We start from the raw sequence: 24,965 nt of genomic DNA, 5'->3' as shown, positions 1-24,965 counted from the left end.
CGGTTAAGTTCATGCGCGCGGCGCGATGCGAATCCGCTCGAAGCGTCCCGCGAGCCACGCGTAGGCGGCAATGCCGAGCAGCCCGTGCGCGGCGACGAACCACAAGGCGCCGGCGAACGAGCCGGTGCTGGCGACGAAATAGCCGATCACGAGCGGCGTGACGATCCCGGCGATGTTGCCGAGGCCATTGAACACGCCGCCGCTCAGCCCGACCATGCCTTCCGGCGCGGTATCGGCGAGCACGGCCCAGCCGACCGCCGCGAGCCCCTTGCCGAAGAACGCGATCGTCATCAGCGCGATCACGACCGCATTCGACGATGCGCCGTTCGCCAGCACGAGCAGCGTCGCCATCGCCATCCCCACGACGAACGGCGTCTTGCGCGCCTTCGACGGGTGCATGCCGCGCCGGATCAGCCAGTCCGACAGCACGCCGCCGAGCACGCCGCCCGTGAAGCCGCAGATCGCCGGCAGCGCGGCGACCCAGCCGGCCTCCATGATCGTCATCCCGCGCCCCTTGATCAGGTAGATCGGGAACCACGTGATGAAGAAGTAGGTGAGTGCCGTGATGCAGTACTGGCCGATGTAGATCGCCCACAGGTTCCGGTGGCGGAACAGTTGCGACACGTCGTGCCACGACACACGCGGCCGATGGCGCACGCGGTTCGCTTCGAGATCGACGAGCGCGCCGTGCGCGCGCAGGTAGTCGCGCTCCGCGTCGCTCACGCGCGGGTGGCCGTGCGGTTCGCGATACCACGCGAACCACAGCGCGGCGAGCGCGATGCCGAGCATCCCCATCCACAGGAACACGTGCTCCCAGCCGAGCGCATGCGTGAGCCATGCCATCGCGGGCGTGAACAGCACGACGGCCATGTACTGCGCGGAATTGAACAGGGCCGACGCCGTGCCGCGTTCTGCGGTCGGGAACCAGCACGCGACGATTCTCGAATTGGCCGGGAACGCCGGCGATTCGACGAGGCCGAGCATGAAGCGCATGACGAACAGCGCGAGCGTGGCGGACGCGCCTTGCACGGCGAGCCAGCCGACCGTGCCCTGCAGCATCGTGAACACCGACCACAGCAGCAGGCTCAGGCCGTACACGCGTCGTGCGCCGAAGCGGTCGAGCAGCCAGCCGCCGGGAATCTGCCCGATCGCATAGGCCCACGCGAACGCGGAAAAGACGATGCCGAGCTGCACGGGCGTCAGCCCGAGGTCGTGCGCGACGCCGGTGCCGGCGATCGACATCGTCGCGCGATCCGCATAGTTGATGACGGTGACCGCGAAAATCAGCGCGAGGACCGCATAGCGGACGCGGCCGATCGTGCGCGAGGCGGCGGGTGACGCGGCGAGGGCGGCGCCGCTGGATCGATTGGGCATGCGTGTCTCCTGGCCTCCGTCATGCGGAGGCATCCGGTGTTGTAACGAGGGGCAGCCGTGCGGTGGGCTGCGATCAACGTGTGACGCTGGTCGGCGGGCGCTGGCCCGCGAAGCACGCGGCGAGGTTGGCCAGCACGATCCGGCCCATCTCTTCGCGGGTTTCGCGGGTCGCGCTCGCCCGGTGCGGCTGCACGACGACACGGTCGAGCTCGAGCAATTCGGCCGGCACGTGCGGCTCGTTCGTGAATACGTCGAGGCCGGCGCCGCCGATCGTGCCGTCGGCGAGTGCGCGAATCAGCGCGGCTTCGTCGACCAGCTTGCCGCGTGCGACATTGATCAGGAATCCTTTGGGGCCGAGCGCGGCCAGCACGTCGGCGGTCACGAGCACGTTGCCGTGATCGGCCGATGCCGCGATCACGAGCACGTCGCTGTCGCGCGCGAGCGCGGCGAGGTCGGGCACGAAGCGATAGCCGCTGTCGCGATGCTCGCGCGGGCTGAAGTAGCTCACAGGCATCCGGAACGCCTGCGCGCGCTGTGCGATCGCGCGGCCGACGCGGCCGAGCCCGACGATGCCGAGCCGCTTGCCGGTCACCTGCGTCGCGAGCGGCTGGGCCGTCTTGCCCCAGCGGCCGGCGCGCACGATGCGCTCGCCGGCGCCGAGGTCGCGCAGCGTCATCAGGATCAGCCCCATCGCCATGTCGGCGACGTCGTCGGTCAGCACGTCGGGCGTCGTCGTCACGTGGATGCCGCGTGCCCGCGCGCGGTCGAGATCGACGGCGTCGGTGCCGATGCCGCTGATCGCGACGATCTCGAGCGCGGGCAGCCGGTCCATCAGCGCGGCGGCGAGGCCGTTCGCGCCGCCGGTCACGACACCGCGAATGCGTGCGGCGACGCGGTCGAGCAACGCGTCCGGCTGCTCGGCCGCATACAGCCGGTGCACGGCGTAACGGGCGGACAGTTCGGCGTCGATGGCGTCGGGGAGCGGCTGGGTGAGGAGGATGTCGATGGTCATGAAGGTCTCGGTCGTCGTGCGCGGTGCGGGCCGTGCCGCGCATCAGGTGCAACCGAGTATAGAAATCGCATCGATATGCGTCTAACATCAAAAGACTATCGATTGATTCAAGAATTGGATGATTGAACTGCACCAGCTTCGCTGTTTCGTCGCGGTCGCCGAGGAGCTGCATTTCGGTCGCGCTGCGCGGCGGCTCTTCATGACCCAGCCGCCGCTCAGCCGGCAGATCCAGTTGCTCGAGCATGCGCTCGGCATCGCGCTGCTCGAACGCAGCAGCCGGCAGGTCAGCCTGACCGCGGCCGGCGAGCGCTTTCTGCGCGACGCGCGGCACATCCTCGAATTCTCCGCACGGGCCGAGCAGGCCGCGCAGCGCGTCGCACATGGCGGCGCGGGCCGCGTCACGCTCGGCTTCACGGCGGTCAGCGCGTACCGGATGATCCCGATGCTGCTGGCGCACGCCGCGCACGCGCTGCCGGACGTCGACATCGAATTGCGCGAGATGGTGTCGACCGTACAGATCGATGCGCTGGCGTCGCGGATGCTCGATGCGGGCTTCGTGCGTCAGCGCGCCGCGCGCCAGCCGCTCGAATACCGGCTCGTGCAGCGCGAGCCGATGCTGGTCGCGGTCGCGGAGGGCGCGCCGCTCGTCGCGTGCGAGCGCATCGGCCCCGACGAGCTCGACCGGCAGCCGTTCATCGCGTATTCGCCGAACGAGGGGAAATACTTCCACGACCTGATCTCGGGCCTGTTCGCGAACGCGGGGCGGCTGCCGAACTACCTGCATTACGTCGGGCAGACGCATACGATCCTCGGCCTCGTGCGCGCGGGGCTCGGTGCCGCGCTCGTGCCGGCATCGGCGCGCGAACTGCATGTTGACGGCGTGGTGTTCCGGCCGCTGGCGGGCGCCGACGTGGCGGCCGAGCTGTATCTCGCGTGGCGCGCGGACAACGACAACCCGGCGCTGCCGGTGTTCAACGCGATGGTCGAGCGGTTCCTGACGGAGAGCGCCGACGAAGCGGGCGCATAGAGGCGAGGGGCGACTCGCGCGAGCGTCTCGCCTGTCTGCCGGGTTTAAAGTCTGTCGTCTGACGATTTGAGGTGCCCGCTCGAATCATTTCCGGGTCATTTCGGAATCAGCGTGAATTCCATTGATTTGCAAAGAAATCGACCGGAAATAGACGCCGAATATCCCTGATTTCCACCCTCGTCACGGGAAAACCCTCATTTTTATCTCGTCGGTCGTCGTATTACTGTATCGATACACTAAATCGATACAGTGCGTCGTGAGACGCCATCGCAAAGGAGACGGCCCATGAATACCTACACCCGGCGGCGCTTTCTGCAGACGGTGTCCGCCGCGACGCTCGCGGCCGCAGGCGGCTTGCCGGAAGCCGTGCGCGCGCAGCCGGTCGTGACGCTGCGTTGCTCGTCGTCGATGCCGGCCGACCAGAACGCTGCGCACTACGTGTGGTACGAGCGTCTTGCCGCGAACCTGAAGGCGAGTGTCGGCGACGCGATCCGGGTCGACTACTTTCCGAACAGCCAGCTCGGCAAGGAGAGCGATGTCGTGCAGCAGGTCAAGATCGGCGCGATCGACATGATGATCGCGGGTTCGTCGATCTGGGCGACGGTGGCGCCGGAGCTCGGCATGCTCGATCTCGGCTATCTGTTCGACAGCTATGCGCATGTCGCGAAAGTGCTCGACGGCCCGGTCGGTGCCAGCCTGAACGCGCTGCTGCAAAAGCGCGCGGGCTGCTCGGTGCTGACCTGGGGCTCGCATTTCGGCGGGCGCTGCGTGTTCACGAAGCAGCCCGTGCTGGCGCTGCAGGGGCTGAAAGGCACGAAGCTTCGCGTGCTGCCGACGCCCGCATTCATGGACACCTTCAAGGCGGTGGGGGCGGTGCCGACACCGATTCCGTTCGGCGAGCTGTACATGGCCGTGCAGACGGGTGTCGTCGACGGGCTCGAGCACGATCCGGCCACGGTGCTCGCGAGCAAGTTCGACGAAGTGGTGAAGTCGTGCTGGCAATCGCAGCACGTGTTTGCGGCGATGACCGTCGTGATGGGGCGGCGTGCGCTCGACCGGATTCCGGCGAACCTGCGTCCCGCGTTCGATCGCGCGGTAGCCGACGCCACCGCGCAGCAGCGCGCGATTGCCGCGCAGAAGGCCGACCAGGCCGAGCAGGCGCTGAAGCAGCACGGCATGCGCTTCCATCCGATGGCGCCGGCCGAACGCGCGGCGTTGCGGCAGACGATGCACGACCGGCTCTATACGGCATTCGCCACGCAGTATCCGGCGACCGCGCCGCTGTTTCCGGCGATCGCCGCCGGGCGGGGCTGAACGATGGAGACCTGTTCCGTTTCGGGCGCCGCGGCGGCGCCCGGCGCCGGCCGCCCGGCACGCCGCGGCGCGCGGGTGCTGGACGCGATGCTGCGCGCGATCGAATACGTGTCCGCGGCCGTGCTGGCCGTCGATGTGCTGGTCGTGTTCGTGTCGGTCGTGTGTCGTTATTTCCTGCACGACCCGCTCGACTGGACCGAAGAAGTCGCGAGTGCGCTGATGATCGTGCTGGTGTTCTTCGGTGCGGCGACGGTGCTCGGGCGCAGCCAGCATGTCGGCATCGACCTGTTTCGCGGCGCGTTCCCCGCGCGCTGGCAGGGCGCGCTCGTGCAGATCGGCCACTGGATCGTCGCGGCCGTCTCGCTGAACCTGCTGGTGTCGTCGTGTCAGTTGCTGGCCGATTCGTACGACCAGTTGACGCCGGGCGGGCTGCCGGGCTGGATCAACGTGTACCCGATGATGTTCGGCGCGCTGTTCATGACCGTGTTCGCGCTGGCGAACGCGCTTAACGCGCCGCGCCGCCGGGTAATCGGCACGCTCGCATGCTGCGCAGGAATCGCGGCCGCGCTGTACGGATGGAATGCGCTGGTGCCGGCGCACGCGATCGCGCCGGGCCTGCTGCTGGCGGCCGGTTTCGTCGGCGGGCTCGTGCTGGGCGTGCCGATCGGCTTCGTGCTCGCGTTCTCGGCGCTGCTGTATTTCCTCGCCGACCCGACCCTGCCGCTGCTCGTCTATTCGCAGCAGGTCATGGCCGGTGCCGATCACTTCGTGCTGCTCGCCGTGCCGTTCTTCGTGCTGGCCGGGCTGCTGATGGAATCGAACGGCATGTCCGCGCGGCTCGTCGAGCTGCTGCTGCGGATCTTCGGGCGCGTGCGCGGCGGGCTCGGCCTGATCGTGATTCTCGCGACGGCCTGCTTTTCCGGCGTGTCGGGCTCCAAGCTCGCCGACATCGCGGCCGTCGGCGGCGTCGTGATGCCGGCGGTGCGCCGTGCGCGCCAGGATCCCGACGAAACGGCCGCGCTGCTCGCGTGCAGCGCGGTGATGGCCGAGACCATCCCGCCGTGCGTGAACATGATCATCATGGGCTTCGTCGCGAACATCTCGATTGCCGGGCTGTTCGTCGCGGGCATCGTGCCGGCCGCGGTGCTGGCCGCATCGCTCGCGGTGGTCACGGTGATCACCGGGCGCAGGATCGACGTCGCGTCGGTGTTCACGGAACGCCGCGCGTGGCTGCCGCTCGCGGGCGGCGCGCTGGTCGCGCTGGTGATGGTCGCGATGATCGGCAAGGGCGTGACGTCGGGGATCGCGACGTCGACCGAGGTATCCGCGTTCGCGGTGGTCTACGCGCTCGTGGCGGGCTGGCTCGCGTTTCGCGAGCTGACCTGGCGGTCGGTCGGGCGCGTGTTCGTGCGTGCGGCGTCGATGGCCGGCGGCATCCTGTTCATCGTCGCCGCGGCGTCGAGCGTGTCGTTCGCGCTGTCGATCGAGCAAATTCCGGCGCTGGTCTCGGGCACAATGACCGCGTTCGCCCATCAGTACGGCGCGACGATGTTCCTGCTGCTCGCGGCGCTGGTCATGATCGTGTTCGGCGCGGTGCTCGAGGGGGCGCCGGCGCTGATCATCTTCGGGCCGCTGCTTGCGCCGATCGCGCTGCAGCTCGGCATCAACCCGCTGCATTTCGGCACGGTCGTGGTGGTGGCGATGGGGCTCGGCCTGTTCGCGCCGCCGGTCGGACTCGGTCTGTTCACGACCTGCGCGATCACGGGCACCGAGGTCCGGCACGTCGCGCGGCCGATGGTGAAATATCTGCTGGTGCTGGTCGCCGCCCTCGTGGCGCTGATTCTCGTGCCGGCGTTTTCGTTGTGGCTGCCGGCCCATTTCGGCCTGTAGCCGCCTTTTACAGCAAGACGACATGAGTACGATTCAGGACGTGGCCCGTCATGCAGCCGTTTCGGTCAGCACGGTTTCGAACGTGCTCAACGGCCGCACCGACCAGATGAAGCAGGAAACGCTCGAACGCGTGAAGGCCGCGATGGAAGCGCTGCAGTACCGGCCCAGCACGCTCGCGCGCCAGCTCAAGACCGGGCAGACGCCGCTCGTCGGGCTGCTGGTGCCGTCGATGGCGAACCCGATGTACGGCTATATCGCGCGCGAGGTCGAGGCCTGCGCGCAGGAGCGGTACGGCCATCGCGTGCTGATCGGCAATACGTATCGCGATGCGAAGAAGGAAGCATCGTTCTTCGACGACCTGTTCGCGCATGGCGTGCGGCGCGTGATCGTGATTTCGTCGCTGGCCGACGAAAGCCACCTCGAGCGCGCGGCCGAGCGCGGGATGACGGTAGTGAGCTACGACCGGCGCGCGACGCCCGGCGAACGGTCGAAGGTCGAACACGTCACGGCCGACAACGAGGCCGCCGCGCGGCTCGCGACGCGTTGCCTGGTCGATGCGGGACACCGGCGGCTCGCGTTCGCGACGGTCGCCGGCATGACGGTGAGCCGCAGCGACAAGATCCGCGGCTTTCTCGAGACGGCACGCGAGGCGGGCGTCGACGTACACGCGCGGGTGCTCGACGGCGGTCCGGCGAACGAGTACGGCGACGCCGTGATCGTCGACGTGGGGCGCGCGCTGGGTGTCGCGCTTGCCGCCGATCCGGCGCGGCCGACCGGCATCGTCGCGGTCAACGACCTGTTCGCGCTCGGCCTGATGGCCGGGTTGCGCGATGGCGGCCTGCGCGTGCCGGACGACGTGTCGGTCGTCGGGATGGACGGTCATTTCCTGTCGGCGATTTCCAATCCGGCGCTGACCACGGTGCAATTGCCCGTCACCGCGATGGCCGAGGACATGGTGCGGCGCGTGATGCGGGCGGACGGCGACATGCCGCTGGCGCGCGAGCCGCACGTATTCTCCGGCGTGACGCTCATCGAGCGCGCCTCGGTCGCGCCGCCGCCGCAAGCGGACCATTCGCACGGAGGCGCAGCATGACGCGCGTCTTCGTCACGCATCCGTCGGGGATGCTCGACCGCTATTTCGGCGCGAAGGCCATGCGCGCGCTGCAGGCGATCGCGGACGTCACGTGCAACCCGCTCGACCACGAGCTGGGCACGGACGAACTGATCGCGGCCGCGCAGGGTTGCGATGCGATGATCGCGTACCGGCAGACGCCCGCGCCGCGTGCGCTGTTCGCCGGGCTGCCCGCGCTGGCGGCGTTCCTGCGCTGCGCGGTCGATATCCGCACCGTCGACGTCGACGCGGCGAGCGCGTTCGGCGTGCTGGTCACGCAGGCGAGCCCCGGCTTCGCGCCGGCGGTCGCCGAGTGGGTGATCGGCACGATGATCGATCTCGCGCGCGGTATCGGCCGTTATGCGTCGGCCTACCACCAACGGACGCCGCCCGTGCCGCAGATGGGGCGCGAATTGCGCGGCAGCACGCTCGGCCTGATCGGTTACGGACAGATCGCGCGCCACCTGGCGCCGATCGCGACGGCGCTCGGGATGCGCGTGCTCGTCAGCGATCCGTACGTGCGCGTCGATGCGCCGACGCTTGAACAGGTCGACTTCGCGGCGCTGTTGCAGGCGGCCGATTTCGTCGTGTGCCTCGCGCCGGCGACGCCGGCCACCGCGAACCTGATCGATGCGGGCGCGTTCGCGGCCATGAAGCCGGGCGCGTATTTCATCAATGCGTCGCGCGGCGAACTCGTCGACGAGCAGGCGCTGTTCGATGCGCTCGACACCGGCCGGCTCGCGGGCTGTGCAATCGACGTCGGGCGCGCGCCGGACCAGATGCCGACGCCCGCGCTCGCCGCGCATCCACGCGTGATCGCGACGCCGCATGTCGGCGGCCTGACGCTGCCCGCGGTCGAGCACCAGGCGCTGGAGACGGTCGATCAGCTTGCCGCGCTGCTCGCCGGAAACGTGCCGCGCGGTGCCGTCAACGCGGCGCACGCGTCGCGGCTGGCGCGCTGGCGCACGGCAGGGGCCGATACCGGGGCGGGCGCGCGATGAGACCCGACACACCCACCGGGCGGCCGGCCGACGCATGCGATTGCCACATCCACATCTATGACGACGCGTATCCGCTCGCGCCGACGGCGACCTTCCGTCCGCCGCACGCGCCGGTGGAGGCATATCGCCGGGTGCAGCAGACGCTCGGCCTGGCCCGCGTCGTGATCGTGCAGCCGACCGGCTATGGTGTCGACAACCGTTGCCTGCTCAACGCGCTGGCCGCATTCGGCCCGCAGGCGCGCGGCGTTGCGACGTTGCCGGCCGACGTGCCGGATGCCGAACTGACGCGATTGCACGCGGCAGGCGTGCGCGGCGTCCGGTTCATGACGTTGGCGGGCGGCCTGGCGCGATGGGACGAATTGGAGAGCGTAGCCGCGCGGATCGCGCCGCTTGGCTGGCACGTCGACCTGCAGCTCGACGGCCGGACGCTGCCCGAGGTCGTGCCGTTGCTGACCTCGCTACCGGCCCGGGTCGTGGTCGATCACACGGGCAAGTTCCTGACGCCCGTCGCACCGGACGCGCCTGCGTTTCTCGCGCTGCGGCGCCTGCTCGACCGCGGCCACGCCTGGGTGAAGCTGTCCGCGCCGTACGAGACGTCGCGCTCGGGCGCGCCCGGCTATGACGATGTCGCGCGTCTCGCCGCCGTGCTGGCGCGCCACCATTCGGCGCGATGCGTATGGGGCAGCAACTGGCCGCACCCGAACGCGTCGCCGGTCCCCGACGACCTGCGCCTGCTCGGCTGGCTGGACGACTGCACCGCGGACGACGCGGTCAGTCGCGCGATTCTGGTCGACAACCCGACCGTCCTTTACGGATTCTGAGTCGTCCGCCAGGACGAGGCCGAGCGTCACAAGCTTTCAATCCGGAAGCTTGCGCAAGCGATGCCAAGCAATCCTGACCGAGCCCGACAGGTCGCAGTCCTGTCGATCCTTACCGTGCTGAAAGCTATCTCGCTGCCGGTGTTCCAGCGGAGGAACGCGGCAGCTTCGCTGCACTGCGACAACTGCTTGACGCTGCATGCCGGTCGGCGCAGGATACGTCCGTGCATGTGGAGCGGGACGCGCCGGCCGCGCGGTTCCTGCACCCGCGATACGCAAAAGAACAACGATGAGCCTTTACGCACTCGTACCGGAATACCGGCCCCGCGTTTGTCGGCCCGCCGGAACCATGCTTCTCCCGACGCCCGTCGCGTCACGTATCCGTCATCCCGTTTCGTACCGTGCATCGGTACACTTTCCCGTCCGCGCGCGAGCCGCGACGATGAACGGCGCCCGTTGGGCGCGCCGCATCGCAGCGTCGTCTGCCGCTCCTCACCATCGCATCCTGAACGGCGCCTACACCGGCGTCTCGTGACGTCCGTCGCGCCCGTCCTTGTATTGCGCCGCCGGCCTGCCTGACTGCCCGGCGGCACCGGAGTCCGAAGCATTTCGATTGAGCTTGAAAAAGCAAACGCAAGCAGTTCGGTTCGAGGTTCAAGGAGAAAAACTCATGTCGCAGCTTTCGAATGAAGAAGCAAACGGCAGTTCGGGGAGTGGCAAGGTCAAGCTGATCAAGTGGGCGATCATCATCGCCGGCGTCGCGATCGCGGCACCGGCGGCGTTGTTCATCCTGAAGGGGGTGATCGCGCTGGTCACGGCGGGCGTGATCGGCCTCGGCGCGATCTATTTCGCGCCGGTCGTTGCGATGAAGTTCGCGAACCAGAAGGTGAAGATGATCGTCCAGGAGGCGCAGGCGAATCCGATCGAGACGCTGATCAACCAGCTCGCGGAGAAGCGCCAGGCGGCCCAGAAGTTCGCGGACAGCATCACCGCGTTCCGCACCGAGGTGAAGAATTTCGAGAACAAGACGGAGCTGTTCGAGAAGCAGTATCCGGACGACGCGCCACGCTTCCGGCAGCAGCTCGACACGATGAAGCAGCTGCTCTCGTTTCGCGAGGGGCGTTACAAGCAGGTGCAGGCCGAACTGAAGAATTTCGCGTCGGCGATCGACCGCGCGAAGGCGATGTGGGACATGTCGCAGGCCGCGCAGCAGATGAACAAGCTCGCGGGCCGGCAGGCGTCCGACACGTTCGAGCAGATCAAGACCGACGTGGCCGTCGATTCGGTGATGCGCTCGGTCAACAAGGCGTTTTCCGAAATGGAGACGTCGCTGATGGATAACCCCGAGGTCAAGCAGGCACAGCAGCAGGCGGTGATGAACGCGCCGCACGCGCCCGGGCTCGACGCGACGACCCCCGCGCAACTGCCGTCGAAACAACAATAACTTCCTGCAGGCTCGCAACCATGAAAAAACTTCTTGGCGCCATCGCATTTCTGGTCGTGCTCGTCGGCGTATGGATCGTGCATCAGGGCGGCCTGTCGACGCTGATTCCCGCGCATGACGCGGCCCCGGCCTCGACGTCCGCGCAAGGCGGTGACAGCGGCCCGTCCACGCAGACGTCGCCGTCGTCCAACGTGCTGCCGGCCGGCTTCACGCCGCACGCCAGCACGCTGAAATCGATTGCCGAAAACGGCATCGTGCGGATCTCCGTGCAGAACCCGAGCGAACCGTTCTTCGGCGAGGACAAGGGCACACCGCACGGCTTCAACGTCGAATTCGCGCGGCTGCTGTTCGCGGACCCGTCGTTCTCGCACGGCGGCAAGCCGGTCGTCGTCGATACGCGACGCGAGGTCGACACGTACCCGGGTGTGCCGAAGCAGCTGCTCGATACGGATGCGAAGGGGAACCACGTGGTCGACGTGGCGATGGACGGGCTGACGTTCCCGGACAACACGCCGTCGGGCGTCGTCTATTCGGTGCCGTACGTCGACGATTTCGGCTATTCGCTGATCGTGCGGCAGGGCTCCGCGATCCGCTCGACCGACGATCTCGCGGGCAAGACGGTCGGCATCCTGAAGGGCGACCCGGACGTGCGTGCGTTCGTCACGCGCCAGTACCCGAACGTGAAGTTCGTCGAAGTCGACGATTCCGATCCGGCCTTCATCGCGAAGAGCATCGACGGCCATACGGTCGACGCGTTCATCTACGACTATCCGTTCGCGGTCAGCTCGATCAAGGACACCGACCTGAAGTTCGCGGTGACCAAGCTCGACGGCTCGAACATCGCGTACAAGATCGGCGTGCGCGCCGACGATCAGGATCTGCTGATCTACCTGAACGCCGCGATCGCGAAGCTCAAGCAGTCGCCGCAGTATCTCGACCTGCTGCGCAAGTACTTCGTCAGCGACCAGGCGGTGACGACCGCGGCCGCGTCGGGCGAGCATACGTACGTGGTGAAGGCGGGGGACACGCTGAACATGATCGCCGCGAGCAAGCTCGGCAGCGGCCAGCGCTATCGCGAGATTCAACGCCGCAACAACCTCGCCAACCCGAACCTGATCCTGGCGGGCCAGCATCTGGTGATTCCGGTGCGGTGACGGCGGCGTGACGTGAACGAAGGAAGCTGAAGGGACGTGAAAGACGGCGCGCGGCCCGGCGGAGGTAATCCGCCGGGCCGCGCGCTTTTCTGCGTCAATGCGTGATCGACAGGAACAGGTAAGCGGCGAACAGCGACAGGTGCACGACGCCGTGCAGCACCGTCGTACGCCCCTGGCTGAGCGTCAGCGTGCTGACCAGCAGCGTGAGCGCCAGCAGCACGGTTTCCATCGGGCCGATGCCGAGCGTGAGCGGCTGGCCGACCCAGATGAACACGGCCGCGACGGTCGGGATCGTCAACCCGATACTCGCGAGCGCCGAACCGAGCGCGAGATTCATGCTGGTCTGCAGGCGGTTCGCGCGCGCGGCGGTGACGGCTGCGAGCCCTTCCGGCAGCAGCACGAGCGCGGCGATCACGATACCGACCGCGGCTTCGGGCGCGCCGAGCTTCATCACCGCGTGCTCGACGGCCGGCGACAGCAGCTTCGCGAGCAGCACGACCGCGACGAGGCTCGCGAACAGCAGCAGCATGCTGATCACGGCGGTGCGGTTGCTCGGCGCTGCCGCGTGGACGGCCTCGTTCGCGCTGTCGTGCTCGGCGAGGAAGTAGTCGCGGTGGCGCACGGTCTGCACGAACACGAACGCGCCGTACAGCACGAGCGACGACACGCCGGCAAACGCGAGCTGCGATTTCGAGAAGAACGGGCCCGGCGCGGCGTTCAGGTAGTTCGGCATCACGAGCGACAGTACCGACAGCGACGCCAGCACCGCGAGCGCCTTGCTGGCGCCACGCCCCTGGAAGTCCTGTTCGCCGTGCTTCCACGCGCCGACCAGCAGGCAGATACCGACGATGCCGTTGCAGATGATCATCACGGCGGCGAACACGGTGTCGCGCGCGAGGCCCGATTTCTCGGGGCCCGCGCCGAGCATCACCGACACGATCAGCGCGACTTCGATGACGGTCACGGCGACCGCGAGCACGAGCGTGCCGAACGGTTCGCCGACGCGGTGCGCGACGACTTCGGCATGGTGGACGGCGGCGAACACGGCGCTGGCGAGGGCGGCGGCGAACACCGCGATGACGAGGCCTTCGGCCGGTACGACGCGCGACAGCGCGAGGACCAGCCAGGCGGCAAGCGGGGCCACGAGGGTCCAGCGCGGGAGCTGGTTGGACGAGAGCGGCATGGAGGGTTTCCTTATGCGAGCGGCGGCGCGCGACGCGCCGTCACGGGTTGACGAAGCCCGGCCGTACTATCCGCCGAACGAGGATGATGAAACCGAAGGGGGCGGCACGCAACGGTGCTGCCCGGGGTTCGCCGCCATGAGGCAGCGAGGGGCGCGGGCGGGCCGGAGCCCGTCGCGGGATGAAACGATTCGATGCGGCCGGCCGCGAACGACGAGGCGAGCACGTGTGACGACGCACGGGCCGGGGGCTCGGTTCCGACCCTGAAAGGGCGGCCGGCATTGGACGGCGGTGGCGACATGACACGCGGTTTCCCCCTGAAATCCGGTGGTTTGTCGAATTTTATCAGGCGTTCGGGGGTCACTATCTCATATTCGAATGCTTTCATAGACCTTTCGGTTTACAAAAAGTGCCCCGACCTGTCGATTTTTTTGTCTTTGCCGTTTCCGTAACGGTCTCTTGCACGACACATTCGGGCTCGCCCTGACATAAATCTACCGACCGGTCGGTTTATAATCGCTCGCACCTCCACTTCATGACGGATCGCAAGCGATGGCTGTTTCTTCTGCACATTCGGTGAACTCGGGCGCGCTGGCGCCGTCGGCCGTCGTCGGCGTGATCGGCGCCGGCGCGATGGGCGCGGGCATCGCGCAGGTCGCGGCGGCGGCCGGCCATGCGGTGCTGCTGTACGACCTGAACGAAGCCGCCTGCGACAAGGCGCTGGCCGGCATCCGCGCGCAGTTCGCGCGGCTCGCGGAGAAAGGCCGCCTCGAACCGGCGCAGGCCGACGCGGCCGGCGCCCGGATTCGCGCGGTGCGTGAGCTGGCCGATTTCGCGGGCGCCGCGCTGATCGTAGAGGCGGCGGCCGAGCGGCTCGACGTGAAGCGCGAGATCTTCGCGACGCTCGAGCGCCATGTCGACGACGCGTGCCTGCTGGCCACCAATACGTCATCGATCTCGATCACATCGATCGCGGCCGGGCTGCGCGTGCCGCAGCGTGTCGCCGGCCTGCATTTCTTCAACCCGGCGCCGCTGATGGCGCTCGTCGAGGTGGTCAGCGGGCTCGCGACCGCGCCCGCGGTCGTGCAGGTGCTATATGCAACCGCCGCCGCGTGGGGCAAGCGGCCCGTGATGGCGAAATCGACGCCGGGCTTCATCGTGAACCGCGTCGCGCGGCCGTATTACGCGGAGGCGCTGCGCGTGCTGAACGAGCAGGGCGGCGCGCCGGCATCGATCGACGCGGTGATGCGCGAGGCCGGCGGCTTCCGGATGGGGCCGTTCGAGCTGATGGACCTGATCGGCCACGACGTGAACTTCGCGGTGACCGAATCGGTATTCCGCGCGTATTTCAACGATCCGCGCTACACGCCGTCGCTGATCCAGCAGGAACTCGTGAACGCGGGCTTCCTCGGGCGCAAGTCGGGCCGCGGCTTCTATTCGTATGCGGACGGCGCGACGCCGCCTGCACCCGATCTCGAAGCCCCGCGCGATGCGCCCGCCGACGTTGCATTGTTTGCGCAGGACGGCCCGGCCGCCGCGCTGCACGCGCGCTTTGCCGAACGCCTTCCGGGCGCCCGGCAGGCCGGCGCGCATGCCGACGACCTGCTCGCGACGGCCGGCCGCGCATCGATCGCGTTGACCGACGGCCGTACCGCGACCGAGCGCGCCGCGCAGACGGGCGCGGCCGATCTCGTGCTGGTCGACCTTGCGCGCGATTACGCGCAGGCCGGGCTCGTCGCGCTGACGCGCGCGCTCCAGTGCAGCGACGCGGCCTATGCGGACGCGGTCGGCCTGTTCCAGCAGGCGGGTTTTCGCGTCGTCGGCGTCGCGGACGTGCCGGGCATGGTCGCGATGCGCACCGTCGCGATGCTCGCGAACGAGGCGGCCGACACGGTGAACCAGGGCGTGTGCTCGCCCGCCGATCTCGATCTCGCGATGGAGAAGGGCGTGAACTACCCGTGCGGCCCGCTCGCGTGGGCCGATGCGATCGGCATCGGCCGCGTGCATCGCGTGCTGTCGAACCTGGCGGCGAGCTACGGCGAGGACCGCTATCGCGTGTCGCCCCGCATCGCCGCGCTGCATGCGGCCGGCCGCACGTTCCGGTCGTAGCCGTCGCCCCGTCACCTCGAACACGATAACGACATCACTCCATTGGAGGAGCACCCCGATGACTCACCCGACGCATCCCGCCGCCGCCCTCGAGCCGATCGAGACCGCCAGCCGCGACGAACTGCAGGCGCTGCAGCTCGAGCGTCTCAAGTGGTCGCTGCGCCACGCGTACGACAACGTCCCGCACTATCGGCGCACGTTCGATGCGGCGGGCGTCCATCCGGACGACCTGAAGTCGCTCGCCGATCTTGCGAAATTCCCGTTCTCGACCAAGAGCGACTTGCGCGACAACTACCCGTTCGGGCTGTTCGCGGTGCCGCGCGAGCAGGTCGTGCGCGTGCACGCGTCGAGCGGCACGACGGGCAAGCCGACGGTGGTCGGCTACACCGCGCGCGACATCGACACGTGGGCGAACGTGACCGCGCGCTCGATCCGCGCGGCCGGCGGCCGTCCGGGCGACACGCTGCACAATGCGTTCGGCTACGGGCTCTTCACCGGCGGCCTCGGGATTCACTACGGCGCGGAACGGCTCGGCTGCATGGTCGTGCCGATGTCGGGCGGGCAGACCGAGAAGCAGGTGCAACTGATCCGCGATTTCGAGCCGAAGATCATCCTCGTCACGCCGTCGTACATGCTGAACCTGATCGACGAAATGGTGCGGCAGGGGATGGACCCGGCCGAATCGTCGCTGAAGATCGGCATCTTCGGCGCCGAGCCGTGGACGCAGGCACTGCGTGAGGAAGTCGAGACGCGCGTGGGCATCGACGCGCTCGACATCTACGGGCTGTCGGAGGTGATGGGCCCGGGCGTCGCGTGCGAATGCGTCGAGACGAAGGACGGCCCGGTGATCTGGGAAGACCACTTCTACCCGGAGATCATCGACCCGGTCACGGGCGACGTGCTGCCCGACGGCAGCCAGGGCGAGCTGGTGTTCACGTCGCTGACGAAGGAGGCGATGCCGGTGATCCGCTACCGCACGCGCGACCTCACCGCGCTGCTGCCGCCGACCGCGCGCGCAATGCGCCGGCTCGCGAAGATCACGGGCCGCTCCGACGACATGCTGATCGTGCGCGGCGTGAACGTGTTTCCGAGCCAGATCGAGGAGATCGTCGTCGCGCTGCCGCAGCTGTCGGGCCAGTTCCAGATCACGCTGTCGCGCGACGGGCACATGGACCGCCTCGACCTCGCGGTCGAACTGCGCTCCGAAGCGGCCGCGTCCGTCAGCGAAAGCGATCGCGCGGCGCTTGCGCGTGAGCTGCAGCACCGGATCAAGACGATGGTCGGCGTGTCGTCCGGCGTGACGGTGCTGGCGGCGGGCGACATTCCCGCCACCGCGACCGGCAAGGCCCGGCGCGTGATCGACCGCCGCCAGGCCGCCTGATTCTCCTGTTTGCCGTTCAACCCGAGGAAACCTGTTCGATGGATGGATTGAAGACCCTGGCCGTCACGGTCGATGCGCGCGGCATCGCAACCGTCGCGCTGCAGCGTGGCGACGTGCTCAACGCATTCGACGAGACGATGATCGCCGAACTGACCGACGCGTTCACGGCGCTCGGCCAGCGTGAGGACGTGCGCGCGATCGTGCTGCGTTCGGAGGGCCGCGCGTTCTGCGCGGGCGCCGACCTGCAGTGGATGCAGCGCGCGAGCGCGAACGACGCGGCCGCGAACCTGCGCGACGCGGAGCGGTTCGCCGCGATGATGCGCGCGATCCGGCAATGCCCGAAGCCGACGGTGGCGCGCGTGCAGGGCCATGCGTTCGGTGGTGGCGTCGGCCTGTGCGCGGCGTGCGACATCGTGATCGCGAGCGATCACGCGCGCTTCTCGGTCAGCGAGGCGCGCTTCGGGATCCTGCCGGCCGTGATCGGCCCGTATCTGGTCGAGGTGGCCGGCCAGCGCCAGGCGCGCCGCCTCGCGCTGACGGCGACCCAGCTCGCCGCGGGCGAAGCGGTCGCGATCGGCCTGATCCACGAGGCCGTGCCGCTCGATGCGCTCGATGAAGCGCTCGACAGAACGCTCGCCGAACTCGGCCGCAACGGTCCGAACGCGCTGATGGAGATCAAGCGCTTCTTCGACGCGATCGGCGAGTATCCGCCGTCGGACGCGCGCGCGGCGTTCACCGCGCAGACGATCTCCCGCGTGCGGGCGACGCCGGAAGCGAAGGAAGGCTTCGCCGCGTTCTTCGCGAAGCGGCCGCCGGCCTGGGAGGCGGGCGCCGAGTAACGGGAAACCGAGGGGAAACCGAGGGGAAACCAGGGCGAAACGGCGGCGCTCGGCGGTGCGGCAGGCCCGGCCGAATTTTGCGGCTCGGGCGCGGGCGCTTGCTCTACAATGCGTGACCTCCGGCGCGCTGCCGGCCCAGCCCCGACCGATTCTTCATCCGATGATCGTCAACCGCCTTATCTCCGAGATCCTGTTCGGCTTCACCGGCCTGATCGGCATCATCAACCCGATCGGCATCGCGTTCCTGTTTCTCGAACGGACCGAGGCGCTCACCGAGCAAGAACGCGATCTGCTTGCGAGGAAGGTCGCGTTCAACGCGTTCGTCGTGCTGATGGTCGCGTTCTTCGCCGGCACGCCGGTGCTGCATTTCTTCGGGATCTCGATGGAAGCGCTGCGGATCGGCGGCGGCTTCGCGGTTGCGGTGGCCGGCTGGCAGATGCTGAACGAGCCCGACGGCCCCGGCGGCGGCGACACGCCGGTCAAGCCGATCGACGCGAACGCGATCATGACGCGCGCATTCTTCCCGCTGACCATGCCGCTGACGGTCGGCCCCGGCTCGATCGCGACTGCGATCGCGCTGAACGCGAACCGCACGCACAAGCTGTCGGAGTTTGCACTGTCGAGCATCGTGTCGATCGCCGTCTCGGTACTGGTGGCGATCGTGATCTGGCAGGTCTACAGCCGCTCCGCGCTGCTGTCGCGCTACCTCGGCAGCGAAGGCACCAAGGTCGCGAAGCGCGTGTCGGCATTCCTGCTGCTGTGCATCGGCGTGCAGATCATGCTGACCGGTTTTTCCGCGTTCCTGCAGCCGATCGCCGACCAGGTCAAGTAAGCGGCCGGCGCCGCTGCGCACGCCCCGCGCAGCCGGCGCCGTGCGCGCTCTCGCGCTCGCGCGCACTTCCTTCGCACCTTGCGGCGGCGCCGCACGCATTTTTGCCGCCCGGGATACCATGCGACGGTCCGGCGGATGCGCGGCGCGCATCCGGCCGTCAGCTCAACTTCAATGGCGAGGCGTGCAATGGAATACGTGAAATTCGGATCGACAGGGCTGGAGGTGTCGAAGCTGGTGCTGGGTTGCATGACGTTCGGCGAACCGTTACGCGGCTCGCATCCGTGGACGCTGCCGGAAGCGGAGAGCCGTCCGATCATCCAGCGGGCGGTCGAAGCCGGCATCAACTTCTTCGATACCGCGAACATGTATTCCGACGGCACGTCGGAGGAGATCGTCGGCCGCGCGCTGCGCGATTTCGCGAAACGCGACGACATCGTGATCGCGACCAAGGTGTTCTACCGGATGCGCCCTGGGCCGAACGGCGCCGGGCTGTCGCGCAAGGCGATCATGACCGACATCGACCAGAGCCTGAAGCGGCTCGGCACCGACTATGTCGATCTCTACCAGATTCACCGCTGGGACAACGGCACGCCGCTCGAGGAGACGCTCGAGGCGCTGCACGACGTCGTGAAGGCCGGCAAGGCGCGCTATATCGGCGCGTCGTCGATGTTCGCGTGGCAGTTCGCGAAGGCGCTGCACACGTCGAAGCAGCACGGCTGGACCCGCTTCGTCAGCATGCAGAACCACCTGAACCTGCTGTATCGGGAAGAGGAGCGGGAAATGCTGCCGCTGTGCGAAGACGAAGGGATCGCGGTGATTCCGTGGAGCCCGCTCGCGCGCGGCCGCCTCACGCGCAACTGGGACGAGTCGACCGAGCGGCAGCAGAGCGACGCGGTCGCCCAGCGGCTTTACGATGCGACGGCGGAGGCGGACAAGGCGGTCGTCGATGCCGTGGCGACGATCGCGGCGGCACGCAACGTGCCGCGTGCGCAGGTCGCACTCGCGTGGGTCGCGCAGAAGCGCGGGGTCACCGCGCCGATCGTCGGCATTTCGAAGCCGCAGCAGCTGGACGACGCACTGGCCGCGCTCGAACTGAAACTGACCGACGACGAGATCGCCGCGCTCGAACGCCCGTACGTGCCGCACGCGGTCGCCGGGATCAACTGAGCGGCGGCGCCGCGCGGCCGTCAGCGCGCGGCGTCGAGCATCGGGTAGGTGAACAGGCCGAAGTGGACGACGTTCAGCCCGGCATGCGCGAGCGCGGACGCGAGCAGCCCGCCGCGCCGCCACGCGAGGCCGTAGCCGATGCCGGCCACCGTGCCGAGCACGATCCATTGCCAGCCGCCGGCCGCATGCGCGGCGCCGAACAGCACCGCGCCGATCGCAAGCGCGGCCCACGGCCCCCATGCGAACGCGCGCAGCGCGCGCGTCAGACCGCCCTGCACGTAGCCACGGAACAGCGCTTCCTCGGCGAGCGTCACGAGCAGCAGGTTGTTCGCGAGCCACAGCCAGCCCGACGGCGGCCACTTGGGCGCCCAGCCGACCATCCCGATCGCGAGCGCGCCGGCCAGGCACGCGGCCGCCGTTGCGACGGCCGCCACCGCGCCGGTGCGCAGCGCGCGCGACAGCGGGATGTCGGGGGCGACCCACGGCAGCACCCACACCAGCCACAAGCCGACGAGCGGCTTGTCGAGATTCAGGTACATCGTGAACGGCGCGGCATCCGGCGTGAAGCGCGTCGGGCCGATCACGCGCGGATTGTGGAAGCCGGGAATCAGGTGCAGGCTGAGCGCGATCGCGACGGCGGCAAAGACGACGTGCGCGGCGATGCGCACCGCGCGCGGGCGCTCGGGCATCACCCCCCACGCGGCCGCGGCCAGCAATGCGAGCGGGGCCAGCGCGAGCGGCCCGAGCTTGCCGAACGCCAGCGCGCACGCATAGCCGAGCGCGGCGAGGCCGACGCTCAGGCCGTGCTGCGGGCGATGCCACGCGAACGCGGCGGCCGCGAACAGCGCGAGCCAGATCGTGGCGGAAGGGAGGAGCGAAAGGGACATGACAGGAGCGGCATTCGTCGGACCAGACGCCGCGCATCATACAGCAGCCGTCTTGCGATGCCGGTGGGGAGCGGTCAGCGGCCGGCGGTTTCGGTGGCGCGGTCGCGGCCCGGAACGTGGACGCTGTTGCGCTCGCGCATCCGCCGCCGGTACCAGAACGTCCACAGCAGCAGACAGCCGAACACGGTATAGCCCATGACCGGCGACACGACCAGCACGCGTTCGACCGGCCAGGTCACGACCATCCAGAGGCGCAGCAGCATTTCCAGCGTCATGAACGCGCCCCACACGAAGGTCATCCGCCGGAGCATCTGCCGCAGCCCCGGTTGCGCTTCCCAGACGGCTTCGAAATGCGCGGCGCCGCCATCCATCTCGCGGGCCACCGTGGCGCGGGCGAGATAGAAGATCAGCGGGCGTTCGCGGAACAGCGACAGCAGGAACACGACGCCGATCGTGCCCGACGCGAGCGATTCGCGCATCAGCAGCGTGCGCGCGCTGCCGCCGAGCGCCATCCCGAGGATCGACAGCGCGATGCCGAGCAGCACGATGGCCGCCACCGCATCGACGCGGCGCGAGCGGATGAATTCGACGATCGACCAGATGATCGGCGGCACCGCGGACGCGTACAGCGCGCCGGTTTCGCCGAAAGACGGCTGCGCGGCCCGGTAGGCAACCCAGGGCAGCACGAGGTTGACGAAGAGTTCGAGGATCAGTCCGGCTCGCGGTTTCACGGTGAGCAATTCCACGCAGGTGGGGGCGAACCTGCGAAGGGCGTGGTGGCCCGCGGTTGCCCCGAAAAGGGTTCGATTGAGTATATCGAAGAATCGGGCGGTGCTGCGGTGCCGTGTCGGCCGCTTGCCGCCGGCGGCGCCGGTGCCATCGTCATGGAAGCGCCGCGGCCGGCAGCGTGATCGTGACCGTGGTGCCCTGCAGCATGACGCTGTGCACGTGGATCGTGCCTTCGTGCCGTTCGACGACGGCCTTGACGAACGCCATGCCGAGCCCGACGCCGCTGGTTTCCGGCTGGCCGGCGGTGCGAAAGCGCCGGTAGCGCTCGAACAGCCGAGTCTGGTCCGCGCTGCTGATCCCGCACCCGCTGTCGCGGATCGTGCAGCGCACGGTCTTGCCGTCGGCGCCCGGCTCGACCCTGCATTCGACGCTCGTCAGCGATGCGCTGTACTTGATGGCGTTGTCGAGCAGGTTGATCAGTGCGCGCGACAGCAGCGCCGGGTCGCCTTGCACGATCGTGTCGTCGCGCCGCGGCACGTCGTCGATCGACATGGATTTCCGGTGCGCGAGCGGCCACACCGCGTCGCGTGCCTCGTTCATCAGGTCGGCGAGGTTGACCGGCACGCGTTCGTAGTCGCTGGCCTCCGCACGCGAGAGCTGCGCGAAGCCGTCGGCCAGCGCCAGCGTGTGCCGCGCCAGCTTGCCGATTCTCTCGAACTGCTGCTTCATCTGCCCGTCGCCCGCCCGTCGCGCCTGCGTGTCGATCAGGATGATCAGCGAGGTCAGCGGGGCGCGCATGTCGTGCGAGAACAGCGTCAACATGTCGTTGCGCTGGCGCTCGAGCATGTCGCGGCGGACGGTCGCGTGGCGCAAGGTTTCCAGCGCGTGGTGGATCTGCGTGATCTCGGGCCCGATGCCGCGCGGCATCGCGACGTGCGACGTATCGCCATCGCTGAGCGCAACGATCCGGCGGCCGAGCGCATCGAGCGGCTTCGACAGCAGTCGCTGCACGCCGCGCGCGAGCGAGGCCAGGATCACGATGCACAGTGTCGTGGCGAACGCCGACAACGCGACCTTGAGCCGGGCGGTGTTCCGGTCGCCGATCGCGCGACGCCGGGCCAGGTCGATCACGTGGTCGCGCAGCCGCTCGCTCGGCCGGAAATGCGGCACGATCGCGCGGGAAAAGTCGGCCGCACTCATTGCATAGGCACCGCTCTTGCCGCCGGCGACGGCCGCGTCGACGAGCGGCAGGATATGCGCGTCGAAGGCGTCGTTGAGCTGCGCGTATTCGCGCGCCACGTCAGGGTCGTCGAGCTGCGCGCCGATCGAGCCGTCGATCAGCGCGCGCAATTGCTCGATGCGGCCGCGCATCCGCATGATGTCCGCGAACTGCGTGCGGTCGAGCGCCTGCCGCGCGAACATCGGCGCGATCAGCAGCGAGCCCGTGCGGCCCGCGTATTCGCGGAGTTCGCCGAGGAGCCGCGCGAGCAGGATCGCCCCCGATGTGCGCGGGTCGCCCATCGCGGTGTCGGTCATGGCGCCGTCGATCAGCAGCGACAGCGTGTCGACGATCCGGAACAGGCGCGCCTGCGCGTGCTGGATATCGTGAACGCTGCGTGTCGCGAGCGGCCGCCTGCCGAGTGCGTCGACTTCCGTACGCGCATCGGCGAGCGTGATCCGGACCGAGTCGAGGGCATGCAGCAGGGTGCTGCGTTCGCGATCGTCGAGCACGGTCGCCTGCGCAATGCCGCCGCGAAAACGCTCGAGCGCCTGGTCGGAACGCACGCGCGCGGCGAGCAGGTTGCGGGCCTCGGCGGCGCCGTCGTCCTGCGGGCGCACCAGCAGGTCGTTCGTCGGGCCGCGTTCGGCCGAGATCACGTTGGCGGCGCTTATCGCGCCGCGGACGAATTCGAAACTCTGCAGGTCGGCGTTCTCCTGCCGGTATTGCCGGACACTCCCCCAGATGATCGTGCCGCACAGCAAGGCCAGCAGCGTGGTGACGAGTGCGAAGCCGATATGGGTCTTCTGCTGGATCGTCAGCGATCGAATGTTATATGCGCGTTCCCGGCTAAACGAGAATGAACGATTCATGACACACCATGTTTGCAAGCTATCCCGGGTGGGCCCGTATTCTCGGCCTGTCGGCGCCGCGACACCGTAAGGTTTTGTGGGGGGCGGGGCCGCCTTCTAGGGGGCGGTAACGATCCTCGCAGGGAGGCCGGATCGTGCCTTGCACAGGATCACCTTGCGTCAGTGTCCTGTCGACATCGGACGAGTCGCGATTGATCGGGAGAAACCCTGAGCGTGCATCGGACCGGTGGCGCGTTACGACGGATGGTTTGGATTGCGAATGTTTCTGGTCGTCGTGTCCGATCGGTGCGCGGCACGACGGTCGCGACGGACGAAGGCGGCAAGGAGGGCGTGCTGGAAGGGGGGCGACAGGCAGGCGCACCGCCCGTGCACGGGCGACGCGCCAGGGTGACGCTTGCAGCTCGCGTGCCGCGGCGCGAATCGCTGCCGCGGCACGCGCGTGCGGTCAGGCGATGGCGGGCTGGACGATGATCTTCACGTTCCGGTCCTTGTGGTTGACGAGTTCCTCGAAGCCGTGTGAGACGATGTCGCCGAGCGCGATGCGCCCGGTGATGAGCGGCTGCACGTCGATGCGGCCGTCCGCGATGAAGCGGATCACGTCCGCGAATTCGCCGTTGTACGCGAGCGAGCCGATCACTTCCTTCTCGGTCGACACGATGTCGAAGAAGTTGAACGGCGCCGGCTCCTCGAAGATCCCGACCATCACCGACTTGCCGGCCTTGCGGATCACGTCGATCGCGAGCTTCGCGGTGGTGGTGTGGCCGATGCACTCGAACGACACGTCGGCGCCGTAGCCGCCGGTCAGCGCCTTGACTTCCGCGATCGCGTCGGACGTCTTCGGATCGATGACCACGCTCGCGCCGACCTCCAGCGCCTTCTGCTTGCGCGCGGCCGACATTTCCAGCGCGATCACGCGCCCGGCGCCCGCGGCCTTCGCGCACATGATCGTGCACAGGCCGATCGTGCCCGCGCCGACCACGACGACGGTCTGCCCGACGATGTTGCCGGCCTTCTTCACCGCATGCAGCCCGACCGCGAGCGGTTCGATCAGCGCGCCGGCCTCGGTCGGGAAGTCGTCGGGCAGCTTGTACAGCAACTCGGCCGGCACGTTCACGTATTCGGCGAATGCGCCGTTGTTCATCAGCCCGGTGAACGCAAGGTTCTCGCAGATGTTGTACAGCCCGTGCTTGCAATACCAGCAGGTGCCGCAATGCTGGCAGGCGTCGGCCGTCACGCGATCGCCGACCGCGTAGCCCGTCACGCCCGCGCCGAGTTCGGCGATCTCGCCGCTGAACTCATGGCCGAGGATGCACTGGCCCTTCAGGCCCGTCAGCGGATGCGGCGCGTCGACCGGGATGAAGACGGGGCCTGCGACGTATTCGTGCAGGTCGGAGCCGCAGATCCCGCACCAATGCACGCGAATCGTCACCCAGCCTGCCGGCGGGCGCTCGGGAACGGGAACCTGTTCGACGCGGATGTCGTGGCGGCCGTGCCAGACGGCGGCTTTCATGCTGGGAGCTGAGGTCGTTGCCGGTGTACTCACGTTGCTGTCTCCATCAGGTTGTCGTCGGGCACGAGGCGTGGCTGCCGGTGCGCCCGTCGCG

The 24,965-nt window shown here is 68.4% G+C and carries 20 protein-coding genes; 13 read left to right on the top strand and 7 right to left on the bottom strand.

From position 1 onward, the window contains the following. Nucleotides 1–9: 9 nt before the first annotated feature. Nucleotides 10–1,374, bottom strand: a complete 1,365-nt coding sequence (locus CFB34_RS12105) for an MFS transporter (protein ID WP_089442279.1) — start codon at nt 1,372–1,374, stop codon at nt 10–12. 73 nt (nt 1,375–1,447) lie between these two features. After that, entirely contained in the window at nt 1,448–2,386 is a 939-nt protein-coding gene (locus tag CFB34_RS12100; protein ID WP_089442280.1) for a 2-hydroxyacid dehydrogenase, read from the bottom strand. Nucleotides 2,387–2,504: 118 nt separating this feature from the next. Here CFB34_RS12100 and CFB34_RS12095 point away from each other — a divergent pair, with 118 nt between their 5' ends. The 8 genes from CFB34_RS12095 to CFB34_RS12060 all read left to right on the top strand — a co-directional run bounded on the left by CFB34_RS12095 (nt 2,505) and on the right by CFB34_RS12060 (nt 12,145). Continuing rightward, the gene (locus CFB34_RS12095; protein WP_089442281.1) at nt 2,505–3,413 is read left to right on the top strand and encodes a LysR substrate-binding domain-containing protein; all 909 of its coding nucleotides are present in this window, start codon (nt 2,505–2,507) and stop codon (nt 3,411–3,413) included. Nucleotides 3,414–3,698: 285 nt separating this feature from the next. After that, nucleotides 3,699–4,727 (top strand): TRAP transporter substrate-binding protein, encoded by a 1,029-nt coding sequence (locus CFB34_RS12090; RefSeq protein WP_089442282.1) that lies wholly within the window; start codon nt 3,699–3,701, stop codon nt 4,725–4,727. A 3-nt stretch (nt 4,728–4,730) separates the two neighbouring features. Beyond that, on the top strand, nt 4,731–6,617 hold the full coding sequence (locus CFB34_RS12085) for a TRAP transporter large permease subunit (RefSeq protein ID WP_089442283.1): 1,887 nt from the start codon (nt 4,731–4,733) through the stop codon (nt 6,615–6,617). A 22-nt stretch (nt 6,618–6,639) separates the two neighbouring features. Next, on the top strand, nt 6,640–7,710 hold the full coding sequence (locus CFB34_RS12080) for a LacI family DNA-binding transcriptional regulator (protein WP_089442284.1): 1,071 nt from the start codon (nt 6,640–6,642) through the stop codon (nt 7,708–7,710). Further along, nucleotides 7,707–8,729 carry a hydroxyacid dehydrogenase gene (locus CFB34_RS12075; protein ID WP_089442285.1) on the top strand — a complete coding sequence of 341 codons (1,023 nt, stop codon included), beginning with the start codon at nt 7,707–7,709 and terminating at the stop codon, nt 8,727–8,729. Before CFB34_RS12080 ends, CFB34_RS12075 begins: the two co-directional genes overlap by 4 nt. Next, a complete protein-coding gene (locus CFB34_RS12070) occupies nt 8,726–9,550 on the top strand; it encodes an amidohydrolase family protein (RefSeq protein WP_089442286.1) in 825 nt (274 codons plus the stop codon). The genes CFB34_RS12075 and CFB34_RS12070 overlap by 4 nt, the downstream gene beginning before the upstream one ends. Nucleotides 9,551–10,217: 667 nt before the next feature. Further along, nucleotides 10,218–10,991, top strand: a complete 774-nt coding sequence (locus CFB34_RS12065) for a hypothetical protein (RefSeq protein ID WP_046548017.1) — start codon at nt 10,218–10,220, stop codon at nt 10,989–10,991. Between the two features lie 20 nt (nt 10,992–11,011). Continuing rightward, entirely contained in the window at nt 11,012–12,145 is a 1,134-nt protein-coding gene (locus CFB34_RS12060) for a transporter substrate-binding domain-containing protein (RefSeq protein WP_089442287.1), read from the top strand. A gap of 94 nt (nt 12,146–12,239) precedes the next feature. On the opposite strand, the gene CFB34_RS12055 is transcribed toward CFB34_RS12060, so the two are convergent. Continuing rightward, entirely contained in the window at nt 12,240–13,328 is a 1,089-nt protein-coding gene (locus CFB34_RS12055; RefSeq protein WP_089442288.1) for an ionic transporter y4hA, read from the bottom strand. A 550-nt stretch (nt 13,329–13,878) separates the two neighbouring features. On the opposite strand from CFB34_RS12055, the gene CFB34_RS12050 reads away from it, so the two are divergent. From CFB34_RS12050 to CFB34_RS12030, 5 genes are all read left to right on the top strand, one after another. Continuing rightward, the gene (locus CFB34_RS12050) at nt 13,879–15,435 is read left to right on the top strand and encodes a 3-hydroxyacyl-CoA dehydrogenase (RefSeq protein ID WP_089442289.1); all 1,557 of its coding nucleotides are present in this window, start codon (nt 13,879–13,881) and stop codon (nt 15,433–15,435) included. Between the two features lie 58 nt (nt 15,436–15,493). Continuing rightward, complete coding sequence (gene paaK, locus CFB34_RS12045) at nt 15,494–16,816, top strand: phenylacetate--CoA ligase PaaK (RefSeq protein WP_089442290.1); 1,323 nt, start codon at nt 15,494–15,496, stop codon at nt 16,814–16,816. Between the two features lie 38 nt (nt 16,817–16,854). Beyond that, entirely contained in the window at nt 16,855–17,655 is an 801-nt protein-coding gene (locus CFB34_RS12040; RefSeq protein ID WP_089442291.1) for an enoyl-CoA hydratase-related protein, read from the top strand. Nucleotides 17,656–17,815: 160 nt separating this feature from the next. After that, entirely contained in the window at nt 17,816–18,487 is a 672-nt protein-coding gene (locus CFB34_RS12035) for a MarC family protein (RefSeq protein ID WP_069251769.1), read from the top strand. A 186-nt stretch (nt 18,488–18,673) separates the two neighbouring features. Beyond that, nucleotides 18,674–19,654, top strand: coding sequence for an aldo/keto reductase (locus tag CFB34_RS12030; protein WP_089442292.1), 981 nt, complete (start codon nt 18,674–18,676; stop codon nt 19,652–19,654). A gap of 20 nt (nt 19,655–19,674) precedes the next feature. Here the strand turns inward: CFB34_RS12030 and CFB34_RS12025 are convergent, their stop codons facing one another. The 4 genes from CFB34_RS12025 to CFB34_RS12010 form a co-directional block, all read right to left on the bottom strand. Further along, a complete protein-coding gene (locus CFB34_RS12025; RefSeq protein ID WP_089442293.1) occupies nt 19,675–20,541 on the bottom strand; it encodes a CPBP family intramembrane glutamic endopeptidase in 867 nt (288 codons plus the stop codon). Nucleotides 20,542–20,615: 74 nt separating this feature from the next. Next, a complete protein-coding gene (locus CFB34_RS12020; RefSeq protein WP_089442451.1) occupies nt 20,616–21,272 on the bottom strand; it encodes a VC0807 family protein in 657 nt (218 codons plus the stop codon). 151 nt (nt 21,273–21,423) lie between these two features. Beyond that, nucleotides 21,424–23,361: a HAMP domain-containing sensor histidine kinase gene (locus CFB34_RS12015; protein ID WP_089442294.1), complete on the bottom strand. Its 1,938-nt coding sequence runs from the start codon at nt 23,359–23,361 to the stop codon at nt 21,424–21,426. Nucleotides 23,362–23,806: 445 nt separating this feature from the next. Continuing rightward, nucleotides 23,807–24,871, bottom strand: a complete 1,065-nt coding sequence (locus CFB34_RS12010) for a 2,3-butanediol dehydrogenase (RefSeq protein WP_069251765.1) — start codon at nt 24,869–24,871, stop codon at nt 23,807–23,809. Nucleotides 24,872–24,965 lie beyond the last annotated feature (94 nt).

It is taken from the genome of Burkholderia sp. HI4860 (assembly GCF_002223045.2).
Taxonomy (GTDB): domain Bacteria; phylum Pseudomonadota; class Gammaproteobacteria; order Burkholderiales; family Burkholderiaceae; genus Burkholderia.
Note: the sequence above shows the minus strand (reverse complement) of the source record. Positions and strands in the feature narration are given on the sequence as shown.